This window comes from Amycolatopsis sp., from assembly GCF_035546795.1.
GTDB lineage: Bacteria > Actinomycetota > Actinomycetes > Mycobacteriales > Pseudonocardiaceae > Amycolatopsis_E.
The window spans coordinates 1-12,276 of record NZ_DASZWC010000050.1 but is presented as its reverse complement, the minus strand read 5'-3'; the positions used below and the strand labels follow the sequence as shown (position 1 = coordinate 12,276).

Below are 12,276 nucleotides of genomic sequence, written 5' to 3'. Positions count from 1 at the left end.
CTCGAACTGGTGTCCCAGCCGGCCCTCTACGCCCTCGCGCACTCCGCCCGGCCGCCGGGAGCGGCCACACAACACGACCGACCGGTGTTCGGCGATGAGCGTGGAAGCGATCAGCTGGGCCCTCACCGATGCCCCGATCCCGCACGGTCGACGCGACGCCGCCTCCCTGGCGGTCGTGTTGATCGGGCTGGCAAACCACGCCGGGCCCGACGGGCGCAACGCCTTCCCCGCGATCGCGACCCTGGCCGGCTACACCCGCCTCTCGACCCGCACCGTTCAGAACTCGCTGCGCGCTCTTGAGGAGCTCGGTCTGATCCGGGAATCCGACCCCGAGATCGTGGCCGCGTACGTCAAGCGCGCCGACCGCCGCCCCAACGGCTGGGACCTCGCCGTGGAACAACGCGCCAGCACCGCCGACGCTGTGGATATCCCGACCCAACGTGTGGACAACTCAGGTCGCGCTGTGGACAACCCGAACGACGGGGCGCAGCCCGTGCACCCCGCGGCTGCCGACGGGGTGCAGCGAGGACGCGACGGGGTGCAAACCACGACGTCACGGGGTGCAGTGGCTGCACCCGAACCGTCCTTGAACCGTCCAGGAACCACCCACGCGCGACCCCAGCGGGGCCGTCGCCGCGGACCTGCCGCCGCTGGGCTTGCCGAAACCGGTGGTCGGCCACCGGCTCCGGAGCGGCCGTGCGGGCAGTGCGACGGGCGTCCCCGGGAGCCGGTTGCGACGCGGCTGGTGTGGCACGGCGAGCACTCAGTGCCGTGCCCGCGCTGCAATCCGCGTTCCCCGGACTTCCCGAGCGCGCCCCTGTTCCCGGCTTCCTGAGTCTTTCCCAACACCTCGAAGGAGAACTTGCCATGGCCGTCGCCATGCTTGATCACGAACGCCTCACCGCCACCGTCCGGGCCTTGCGGGAGCAGGCCGCCACCCAACTGCAGGGGAAGATCATCACGGTCCTGTCGCCGAAAGGCGGGCAGGGCAAATCCACGCTCGCCAAGGAACTCGCCTGGATCCTCAACGGGGTCCTGGTCGATCTGGACTGGGACGGCGGACGGGTTTCCCGCCTCTTGGGCTACCTGGCCGACCGCTACCGCACCGCCCCCTTACTCGATGCCCTGTTCGACGAGAGGGGCCGGCCGCCGCGCGTGTACCGCAGTCGCAACCGGCCAGACATGGTGCCCGGGCACAGGGACTTCGAACCCAACCAGCCCGAGCCCGATGCCATGGCTGACCTGCTGATCGCGTGGAACCGGGCGCTGGGGCGATCGATGGTGGTCGACACTCACCCAGGTGGGAGCCGCTCCACCCTCGGCGCCGCCCAGGCCGCCGATCTCGTCGTGATGCCGGTGATCCTGGGCACAGGAGAACTCGACGCGGTCGAGGACGCGCTGACGGAGCTGGCCGGTTTCAATCTGCTGCTCGTGCCGAACCACACGCCCGCGAACCCGCAGCACCTGCCCAGGCACGAATCCAGCCGACTGCTCGCACTCGCCGAGCAGCACGACGTGCGCGTGGCGGACACGTTCGTGCGCCATCACGGGTGGATGACCCGCCGGAAGGTCCGCACCGTCATCAGCGCCCAAGCCAGGCACGGCAAGAACAGTGCCGCCCTCACCCACAACATGACCGCGCTCGCCCGAGAGGTGCTCACCCATGCAGCCTGACAACCACAGCCCCGACACCGCCGAGCAGCCGACAGCCAGCGGGGCCGCCCGGCTAGCTGCCGCCGCGACCAAAACCCCCCGCAAGACCCGGCACACGCCCACCCCGAAACCCGGCTCCAGAACCAACCGGCCCGCCACACCCCCGGCTTCAGCGGGCGAGGCTGTCGCGGGCCCGCTGCAGCCCGCTGAGCCCGGCGTACGCCCCGGCGCGGACATCGGCGCGACAGGTGATGATCTCGGTGCGTCACGGCCGTCTGAGGGCGCCGCACGCGAGGTCGCACCAGACGCCGCGGCCCCACAGCCGGAGCCCGGGCACGCGGGCCATACGGCGGGGAACCTTCCAGTCCCCGCCGACGTGACCCCGGTCGCGCCGCCGCGAGGGCGCAGCCTGTTGCCCTTCACCCCACCCCGGGCGGCCGGACCGGTGATGGCCGAGAGCATCCGCAAAGCGCTGCGCCTGCACCTGATCAACCAGCTGCGCGGAGTCGGCGCCGCGCACCGGCTTGTCGAGTCGCGGCAGGCCAATCTTATCGCCGCGTTCGAAGACGCCCGCGAGCAAGGCTTTCCCATCGCCGAGATCGAACGCATCCGCGGTGAGGCCGTCGGGCTCGGGTTCGACCACACCGAATACACCCACCTGCTCCACCGCACCGGCTGGAACACCTGACCGCCGGCGGGGCCCTGCCCACCCGCGTCACCGGCGGGCAGGGCCCTGCCCAGCCTCGTGCGGGCGCAGGCACGCGCGCCACGCTGCGCGCGCAACGTGCGCACGCGAATACACGGTCGGCAACACAACCGCAACCCTCGTCCGGGCGACACAGCACGCCGCGGCGTCCGGGCGCCTAGCGAGGAGTTCATGCACCCCGCACGCCTCTATTCAGATCACCACCAGCCGCCGCGCCAGCGGTGGTTCCTGCCCGACCTCCCCGACGCACTGGCCAGCGACCGCAAAGCCCACCTCCTCCGGCGCGGGCCACACCCGTGCCTAGGCCGCCGCACCGCAATCTGCGGCGCGCGCCATCGCGTCTGGATAGCCCTCGACCACCTATCCGACTCCGGGCGGCCATCGCGATTCTGCGGCGCCTGCCGCGACACACCGGGCGAGTCCTGAACAACCGAGCGGGGATTAGCGACCACGGCCGCACGTCCCCACTCCGACACGACCGGGCGCGTTGCCCGGACAGATGGCCAGCCTCACCGTGACGCGGTGCAACTCGTCGATTGGAGCGGCCGGGCTGCGCTGCAGCTCTCGCGCCGCTCCAACCGCTGGAATCCGGCTCGCGACAACGCCGCTCTCAAGGCACAGAAGGTGATCACGTGGTTCACCACGCAGTGAATCCGCCCACGCCGGGGTGGAGCCTCACCATCCCGCCCCGGCTGTGGAGCGACCTGCAGCAGCACCTGTTTCGGCTCGATGACGACGAGCACGGCGCTGTCATTCTCGCCGGCCGCGCCGACGGCCCGCGTGGTCCCCGGTTACTCGCCCGGGAACTCATCCTTGCCGCCGACGGCCTCGACTACGTCGAGGGCACCACCGGCTATCGCGCTCTCAAGGCCGAGTTCGTGCGCGACGCCGCCCTTCGCGCCCGCGACGAGAAACTCGCCTACCTCGCTGTCCACAACCACTTCGGCACCACGACGGTCGGCTTCTCTCGCACCGACCTCGCGAGCCACGACCGCGGCTACCCCGCCCTGAGCAAGATCACTGGCCAGATCGTCGGCGGGTTGGTGCTCACCCCGCAGGCCGCTGCCGGGGACTTCTGGCTCCCGGACCGGACCCGCGTCACGCCGACCGAGGTCGTCATCCCCGGCGGAAACCTGATTCGCCTCACCTCCGCGCCGGGCAGCGTCGTGGCGAGCGATGCACGCCACGACCGGCAGGCACGTCTCTTCGGGGACCGCGGACAACATGCCTTCGGGCGGATGCGGGTCGCCGTGGTCGGCCTCGGCGGAGTCGGCAGCATCGTCACCGAACTGCTCGCGCGCCTTGGCGTTGGCCATCTCGACCTGATCGACCGCGACACCGCAGACGAGACCAACCTGGCGCGGCTCCTCGCGGCCGAACCGGACGACATCGGCAAGCCCAAGACCGAACTCGCCGCCCGCAACGCGCGACGCGCCAACCCTAAGATCTCTCTCACCCTCATCCCCGAGAACGTCCAGCACCCCACAGCGTTACAGGCAATCGCGGCCTGCGACTGGATCTTCCTCGCCGCAGACACCAACGCCGCTCGGCACTGGGTCAACGAGACTGTTCACCGGTACCTCATTCCCGCGACCCAGGCCGGTGTGAAGATCCCGGTCGACCCGCTCGGCCAGGTCGGTCGAATCCACGTCGCTGTCCGACACCAGATCCCCGGCAACGGTTGCATGTGGTGCAACGGACTGATCAATCCCACCGAACTGGCCGTGGACATGCTTCCCAACGACCTGCAGAAACAGGCCCGCTACCTCGACGAGATCCCCGCGCCCAGCGTAATCGCGCTCAACAGCCTCGCCGCCGGCGAAGCCGTCAACCACTTCATGTTCGCCATCACCAACCTCCACGCCGACGAGCACGAGCACTCTCTGCTGCACTTCCCCCGCACCGGCCAACGGATTCCGCAGCAATCACGGCGCGACTCCGCCTGCCGCACATGTTCTGACGGCGGCCTTATGGCTCAAGGAGGCCATGCCGAAGCGTCTTAAGCCGTTACGCGCAAACGCCTGCGCGTAACGGCGGCTGGTGCCTCCTGTGTGCTGTACCTCGGAAAAACGGCCCTCATTGGCCCCATGCCCATCCTCACCGCACACGAAAGTCATGCAACAGCAAGGGAAATAGTCAAGCCGCCTGAGTCCGAGGCGTCTTCATCCGTGGAGCACTCGGTCCTGCCTGGGGCAAGTTCGGATCTGCTGGGACTGTCCCAGGAGCGGCTCTGGCCCGGATGCGGTGGTTGCGCTGGGTGGCGTTAGCCGAGCAGGATGCGGTGACGCAGGAGGGGGAAGCCCGCGCGGCCGTACATCTGCCGCTTGATCATCTTGGTTTGGTGTTCACTCCTTCCGTTCGTCCATTGTGGAATGGTTCGGTGAGGGCGGCGTTGACGGCCTCGCGGTCGAATTCGAGTCCGCGGGTGTAAGCGTGCAGGTGAGGTAGATCCTCGGCTCGGGCCCGGTCGATCCAGTCGCTAAGACGATCATCGTTGCAGGTGGCCGGGGTGAGCAGAGCCGCGAAGTCACCGACGAGGGCGGCCAGCGCCGTCATCTCGTGGCAGGCGCTCACGGCGGCTTCGAGTCGTTCCCGCTGGTGATCTTGGAGCTTGTCCGGGCGTGTGAGCAGGTAGCGCGTGAGTCGCTTCGGAGAGATTGCTGGCCGGTCGGATTCGACTCGTCCTTGGGTGATGTAGCGATACAGCAGATTGTGGCTTCCGGTGTAGCCGCGCTGTTTGATCTCTGCCAGCAGCTGATGCACGGGCACGGCCGGGTCTTCGCGGCGGCCACGCAGATAATCGCGGAATGGGTCCACGAGGGTGGGCCGGTACTGCGGTGCGCGAACAAGCCGGTCGGGTTGATCGATGCGGGCGTATCCGGTGGTGGCCTTGTCCGGACTGTAGGAGGCGGCCAACTGGGCTTTCATCCGGTTGGTGACCGAGGTCGATGGGCGGACCGTTTTCGTCCACCCCGTTTTGGCCGATGGTGTCGGCGATGTTGGCCTGCGTGACCTGCGGGGTCGTAGCGGCGCCTGGCAACGACTGTCTGCGCCGGCGTCTGGTCATCGCTCGGCTTCAGCTTGAGCTGCTGTTCCGGCGATGGTTCTGCTGCTTCGCATATTCGATCATCCATCGATTCATGACAGGGCTGACGAGCAGCACGGTCGCGACTAGCGCGAAAACCGCAGGATTGATCCAGGGGATGAAGGTACCGATCAGGTATAGGATGCCGACGAGCACGACCACGGTAAGCAGTCGGGTCGGTCGTTTGAAGACCCCTCCGACGAGTGCGTTCCATCGGTCTTTGGCCGAGTGCATTACCGAACTCCCCTCAGCCTCTTCATAAACCTGCGTGGTGCGAGGCGTGCACCTCGCTTGGCCACTGGCCAGAGCTTACGGGCAGTGTGCCGGAACTGTTGCATGCGGCCTAGTCGTGACCATCCACGGCCTACTTGTTCGGCCACCCTCGCGGCCCGCCCCCACAGCTTGCCGAATCCTCCTGTAACGGCTCCGGCGATGCCTGATCTAGCGGCACCACCCCAGGTTGGATGCGCAGTTCCCACGGAGTATGCGGCGATGCCGCCGAGCACACCGACCGCGACCCCGCAGACAATGGTCGCCCCGCACACCGACGCGGCAACTCCGCCGAGGATGGCGACTCCGACACCGGCGATGGTGCGCCAGTTGTTGGCGAAGAACCGGCCGGTCGCGCGTCCGGCTCCCGCGATGGCTCTGCCGGCGCTGCAGGCCCAGCTCACGTACCAGGGGCAGCGGCCATCCAGGTCCACGTTGTTGATCGGGTCGCCGTTGACGTAGTCGTAGTCGTTGGCGCTGCCGCCGTCGACAGGGTCGACTTGGAGGAATCGGCCTAGCAGGGGGCTGTAGGCACGGGCACCCATTTCCACAATGGACAGTGCTTGCGCATGTTCGTAGGGACGCTGATGCTGACCGAGCCAGCCGTAGTCGAGTTGGCCGGGTGAGTTGTCGGGGACAGCCTGGTTGTTGGTGTTGCCGGTGGTGGCGTCGAGGGGGTTGCCAAAGGGGTCGTACTGGTGCAGGTCTCCGACCTGGGTAGCCCCGTTGTCGGTGGTCCACACGAGATCACCGCGGACGGAGGGGGCGTCCCAGGTGTCGGGATCGGCGCTGTTGTGCAGGGTTTCCACGACGCCGCCGGGGAGAGTGAGGGTCCAGGTCAGGATGTGGTGGTTGGTGTCGCAGGTGACATCAGGGGTGTCCCCGCCGCTGGTGTAGCCGTAGAGGACGGAGGTGACGGGGTCGCCGGCGGTGGCGTCGCGGCGGATGATGCGGTCGGTGGCGTCGCGGGTGTAGGCGATGGTGGCGTTGGTGGGTGCGCCGGTGGTGGAGAGCTGGATGTTGCGGTCGGCGCCGTCGTAGGCGAGGTGGGTGGTGATGCCGGCGGTGGTGTAGGCGGTGGTGTTGCCGTGGGTGTCGTAGGTCAGGCCGGAGGTGGCGTTGGTGCCGAGGGTGGCCATGAGCCGGTCGGCGGCGTCGTAGCAGTAGTTGGTGGTGTTGGTGCCGCCTGTGGTGGCGTCGGTCAGGGTGACCAGGTTGGTGTTGGCGCCGGCGTTGGCTTGTTTCCCGGTGGGGCAGGAGGCACTGGCGGTGGCGGTGTAGTCGTAGGTGAAGTGGTGCCCGCCGCCGGTGTAGGCCTCGGTGAGACGTCCGGCGGCGTCGTAGCTGTAGTCGTTGCCTGCCGGGTTGGGGTTGGAGCCGTTCAGGGATTCTCCGATGATGGTGCCCGCGCGGGTGCGGGCGACCTGGGACACGACCTGGTTGCTGGCGTCGTCCTGCCAGGTCAGTGAGGTGATGCGGCCGGCTTGGTCTTTGCCGATGGCGGCGAGGCTGGTGCCGTTGCCGTAGGTGGCGGTGGCCAGCTCCCCAGCCGAGTCGTATGTGATGGTGGCTTGCGGGACGGCGTCGAACGTTTCGGTGAGCACCCGCCCGGCGTCGTCGTAGGTGAACGTGGCGGTCTTGGATGGGTCACTGCCGAGGGTTTCGACGCTAGTGGTTTGGGTCACGCGCCCGGCTTGGTCGTAGCTGGTGGTGGTGTTCAGGCCGGTGGCGTCGGTGTAGGAGATGGTGCGGCCGAGCAGGTCGGTCTGAGTGGTGACAGTACCGGCGGGGTCGGTGACCGACGTAGTGAGTGGGTCCCCGCCAACGGCATAGTTGTAGGTGACGGTGCGGGCACCGGTAGTGGCGTTGGCGGGGAACACTTTCTGGGTGATTCGGTCGCGGGAGTCGTAGGTGGTGCAGGTCCAGTCGCCGGAGGTGGCTTCGGCGACCACGTGCCCGGAGGCGTCGTAGACAAGTTCGTCGGTGCGCGCTGCCCCGGTCGCCGGTGTCGGGGTGGTGATGAGTTTGGGCATGCCGCCCTGGTTGACTGCGGTCGAGCCGGTGACACAGGGGTTGGCGCGGGTCTCGGTGTCGCCGTAGTAGGCGTAGGTGGTGGCCGCCCCGGTGGGTTTGACTTTGCTGGTCTTGCGCAGGTAGCCGGTCCCCGGTGTTTCATAGGTGGTCGATTCGGTGAGGTTCAGCCCACCTGGATCCTGGGTGGTGCCGGATTCCACGCCGTAGGCGGGATCGATGCCGCTGGGCGAGTAGCTGGTGGCGGTCACCTTGTCTGGAACCCCGGAGTCCTCACTGTCCACGGTGGAGGTCGGCAGGTTGTAGCGTGGCCGCAGATCGACACCGGGGACGACTTGCTGGGCCCCGCCGGGCGGGACCCAGTCGAGTTCGAGCTGGGAGTCGCCGGCGCCCTGGAAGTACTCCAGCCGGATCCGGTGCGCCTCGCCGGCGGCACCGGAGTGCACAGTGGCTGAGGTCCAGGTCGCCCCCTGGACCTGCCAGTCATCGATCACGAGCAGATCGTCCACCCAGACCCGCACACCGTCATCGGACAGCGTTTTCAGGGTGTAGTTCCCGCTGGCGGGAAACACGATCTCGCCGATGGCGCGTAGGGAGAAGTTCGTCGCTGGGATCCCGGGGCTGGGGACGGCGCCGTGCCAGGGGTGGTTGATCGACCCGTCGGCGTTACCGGTGCCCGTGGTAAGGCTCGCGGGCGCTCCGGACAGCGCGGTGTTGGCGTACCACTGGGCGCCGAGCCCCTGGAGGTTCTCGTCGTAGTTGGTGTGGGTGTGCGTCACGGTGTCCGCACACCCGGTGGTGGGTTGCTGCCCGGTGAAACACGACGTCGGCGCGGGACCGTAGGAGTCGGTGGGGCGTTGGGCGTAGTCGTAGACCGTGGTCGATTCTCGTCCGGCCGGGTCGGTCGAGGTCAGTTGCAGATCGTTGACGTTCCAGGTAGTCGACGACACTTTGCCGGTGGCGTCGGTGGCCGTCAGTTGCCGGAAAGCAGTGTCGTAGGTTGCTTTGCTGGAGAACCCGACCGCTGGGCTGATCCCCGCGATGTCGGTGAAAGTCTGGGAATTGGCTGGATCGTAGCGGTAGGAGTGCGCCGGGCGAGCGGCGCCGATGGTCGGGGCGGGTGCGGTGACGGAGGCGGCTTGCGTGCCGGTGTAGCCGATGACCCAACGGGAGTTGTCGTTGTCCCGGTTGGTGGGGTCGAGCGCGACCCAGTCGGCCGCGATCGGTTCCCGCACCTTGGTCAAGAGGCCGCTGGTGGTGTCGTAGCCGAAGTCGGTCACCTCGCTGCCGGGGTCCTCGATCCGGGAAAGCTGGGTGTTGGTGTACCACAGCACAGATTGGCGCCCGTCCCAGTAGGCGACGCGGCACAGCATCTGCGATGGGGCGTTCGCGTCCGCCCCGGGCGGTGGGGTGAGGCCGGTGTAACAGGTGTCGCCGGGCCGGTTGTAGTACAGCGTCATCGACCGCCCGGACACAGGGTCGGTGATCGTTTTCAACCGCGAGGGTGTCGTGGAATCGTCGTAGATGTAGTGCAGTGCGGCGGGATGCTTCACATCGACCGCACTGGTCGCCGTGTCCGGGCTGCCGTCGGCGCGGAAAGTGTAGATCATGTCCCCTTCGGTCAGGGTGATCTTTCCGCTCGCATCCGTCGCGAGCACCCCATCTTCGCCGGCGGGCGGGGTGAACCCGGTGCCCGTGCCGGCTTTGGTCCAGGTGTGCTGCGCGCCGGAGGAATCTGTGAGCACCACGTTCTGGGCCGTCACCAGGGCGCGGGTGTAGGCCTGGCCGGTGCCGTCGAGGTCGGTGGACATGGTCCAGCCCTGCGGCAGCGCGGGCAGGGCGGACTTGTACAGCCAGGCGGCGGGGGCGAGTTGGGCGGGGACGGTGGTGCCGTCGGTGGTGCGCACGAACAGTTGCAGGTGCGCGGCCCCGATGCCCTGGGCGAGAGTGACCTGGATCGGTACCCGCTGCCCCGCCGTCAGCGCCACCGAGCCGGTGGCCTGCCCCGAACTCCAGTTCACATCGGACGGTGTGGCGTAGTTGTAGATTTGAGTCCCGTTGAGGGTGACGGTCAGCCCGTCGTCGTGGACGCCGGCGAACTGGTAGGTCCCGGTGGCGGGAGCCTGGAAGAACCCGTCCCACCGGACGATGTACCAGCTGGGGTTGAGCACCGGCGAGTACGGGGACTGGTTACCGAAGTCGACGTTGACCTGGGGTTCGGTGCGCACCAGCGCGGGCTGGAGTCCGTCGTCGATCAACCCGTTGTCGTTGGGGTCGTTGAAATACGAGGCGGTCAGGCCGTGTTCGTCGGCGGCCTGGGAGTTGTAGGTGAACGACAGGGCCTGGCTGCCGCCGACGGTGTCGTAGGCCAGGGTCGAGGTGGAGAGGTTGGCGTTGCCGTTGGCCAGGTTCACCGTCACCGGCCCGACCGTGTCGGTCGGCGCGGGACCGTGATCACCGATGCGTTTGTCGATTTTGACGTGGCCGATGGCGCCGGTGGTCGTGGTCAGGTTGCTGTGGGAGTCGGCTTTCCAGGTGTAGGCGACCCCGTCTTGCAGCACGCCCGCGGGCACGGTCCAGGAGGTGCCGGTTTGGCAGCCGGATTGCGCCACGACTCCAGAGGCGGCGTCCGGGCCGGTGGCAATCGCGAAGCAGTAGGTGATCGCCTCCCCGTCGGCGTCGGTGGCGGGGTTGACCGTCAACGTCGGGGTGGTCGTGGTGAGCACTGAATTGTCGGCGGGTGCGTTGATCGATGGGACGGTCGGGGCGGATCCGTAGTCGACCAGTAGCGAGGTGGTGAGGCGTTTGTAGGTGTACTTGCCGGCGGTTTCCTGCCCGACGAACCCGAACAGCGCACCCCAGTTGCTCGCTGACACCACCCCGCGCAGGAAGTTCGTCAGCGCATCCGGGGTTCCCGATACTGTCGGTGGGATCCCAGGCAGGGAACCGAAATCACCGATCACGCCGTGCGCCAGGTACTCCGCGCCCGGGGCGCCGTTGTAGGAGGACGCCGTGGCGTGGAACATGTCGACGTTGTAGCTGGTGTGTGACTGCGCGGCGGAATTCTCCCAGTTCACATCGACCCGGGACCCGACCACGTTCTTGCCGGCCAAGGTGGACAGTGGGAACGGGGTGACCGTGCGCAGATAGGTGTCGGCGCCCCCAGTGCCGCTCTGGGAGTTGCCGACCTTCACCACGGTGTCGGTGCCTGAGGCGCCATCGGACTTGTACCAGGACAACGAGCCCGACGTGTAGGTCAGGGTCGGGTCGACCGTGACCGGATACACCCGCTTCGCGTCGTGCAGCCACGCGGTGTCCACCGACACGGTCAGCGTCCATCTGCCACTGCCCGCCGGGGTGATGGTGTAGGTGCCGCCGGTCTGGGCGGGGGCGCTCTGCCCGTTGTTCCCGGCCGAGTCCCAGACTTCCGGCGCGGGGATTACCAGTTCGGGGTGCCCGGCGCCGTTGCGCAGCTCGACTCCCCCGTTCTTCGCCAGTACCGGGGTCAGGCCGTGCGTGGACAGGTCGAAACTCCACTGTCCCGCCGCGGGAGCCGCCTTCAGGATGAGGGATTCCTTCACCGAGCCCGGGGTTGTCGTGTACGCCAGATCCGTGCCTGCCAGCGCATCCGGGTACGTCACCGTCGGCCCGCGCGTGGCAGCCTTGGCCGCAGTCGCGCCGCGCAACGCGAGCCCGGCCTGGTCGCCGCCCACCGCGACCGATACCAGAGCCGGATCATCAGCCGTGGCAGCGAAACTCGGCGCGAGCGGGTGCCAGCCGGTATGCGCCCGCTTCGAGGCCGGGTCGACCGCCACGGCGGTGTCCACCGGGTGCCACGCCCCGTGCGAGTCCTGCACGTTCAGCGGCTCGTTCGACAACTTCAGGGTGTGGCTGCCATCCGGGTTGGCGTAGTCCTCGCTGTACTGGGCCTGCGAGCCCGCCACCAGCGTCGACTTGCCGCCCTGGAACCGCGAGTCCGTGCCCCGCTTGGACAACGGCGTGAAATCCCCGGCCGGTTTCGCCGGGGCCGACGCCGCGTCCACCGGTTTCCCGGCCGGTAACAGCGGCAGGGTGCGCACGTCCACGTGGTGATCCACCGGTGCCGCCGCGATCGCGGCCGGTGTGATCGCCTCCGTCAGCGACGAGACCAGACCCAGGATCGTGACGATTACCAGGAAAGTGCACAGTCGATGAACACGTCTTTGCCGACGCGAGAAACCACGCCATCCGGGAAACGCCGCCACAGCAACCTCGCAAAAGTCAATGAAAGGAAACCAGACCGCGCTCCCACGATGCGCGACAAACGCTATAAAAGTTGCCCCAGCCGGCCAGAAAGTGCAATCGGCCGTTAGGAGCAACAGTGCTCAAACGCCGACACAAAGCACGGGTATACGAGAGTTTTCCCACGGCACCGTGTTCCTTCCTCATCGCAGCGTGGGACGGCGAATACCCGGAGGTGACGTTGCTGCCGTCCGCAGTTACAGCGGACACGGACGTAGTGCCGGTAGTGCACCTCGGGATCCCTCCCGAG

At 67.8% G+C, this 12,276-nt stretch carries 7 protein-coding genes and 1 pseudogene; 5 read left to right on the top strand and 3 right to left on the bottom strand.

Annotation, left to right across the window (positions count from 1 at the left end; genetic code table 11):
• The first annotated feature begins 94 nt into the window (after positions 1-94).
• From VHD82_RS26350 to VHD82_RS26330, 5 genes are all read left to right on the top strand, one after another.
• The gene (locus VHD82_RS26350) at positions 95-835 is read left to right on the top strand and encodes a helix-turn-helix domain-containing protein (protein ID WP_325709467.1); all 741 of its coding nucleotides are present in this window, start codon (positions 95-97) and stop codon (positions 833-835) included.
• A 32-nt stretch (positions 836-867) separates the two neighbouring features.
• Positions 868-1,674, top strand: a complete 807-nt coding sequence (locus VHD82_RS26345; RefSeq protein ID WP_325709464.1) for a ParA family protein — start codon at positions 868-870, stop codon at positions 1,672-1,674.
• Positions 1,675-2,029: 355 nt separating this feature from the next.
• Complete coding sequence (locus tag VHD82_RS26340) at positions 2,030-2,341, top strand: hypothetical protein (RefSeq protein WP_325709461.1); 312 nt, start codon at positions 2,030-2,032, stop codon at positions 2,339-2,341.
• A 540-nt stretch (positions 2,342-2,881) separates the two neighbouring features.
• On the top strand, positions 2,882-3,010 hold the full coding sequence (locus VHD82_RS26335; protein WP_325709458.1) for a hypothetical protein: 129 nt from the start codon (positions 2,882-2,884) through the stop codon (positions 3,008-3,010).
• Positions 2,992-4,362, top strand: coding sequence for a ThiF family adenylyltransferase (locus tag VHD82_RS26330; protein WP_325709455.1), 1,371 nt, complete (start codon positions 2,992-2,994; stop codon positions 4,360-4,362). The genes VHD82_RS26335 and VHD82_RS26330 overlap by 19 nt, the downstream gene beginning before the upstream one ends.
• A gap of 260 nt (positions 4,363-4,622) precedes the next feature.
• On the opposite strand, the pseudogene VHD82_RS26325 reads toward VHD82_RS26330, so the two are convergent.
• From VHD82_RS26325 to VHD82_RS26315, 3 genes and pseudogenes are all read right to left on the bottom strand, one after another.
• A pseudogene (locus tag VHD82_RS26325) lies at positions 4,623-5,236 on the bottom strand (transposase); the annotation flags it as partial.
• Positions 5,237-5,435: 199 nt separating this feature from the next.
• On the bottom strand, positions 5,436-5,678 hold the full coding sequence (locus VHD82_RS26320) for a hypothetical protein (RefSeq protein ID WP_325709452.1): 243 nt from the start codon (positions 5,676-5,678) through the stop codon (positions 5,436-5,438).
• On the bottom strand, positions 5,678-12,103 hold the full coding sequence (locus tag VHD82_RS26315) for a PA14 domain-containing protein (RefSeq protein WP_325709449.1): 6,426 nt from the start codon (positions 12,101-12,103) through the stop codon (positions 5,678-5,680). Before VHD82_RS26315 ends, VHD82_RS26320 begins: the two co-directional genes overlap by 1 nt.
• Positions 12,104-12,276 lie beyond the last annotated feature (173 nt).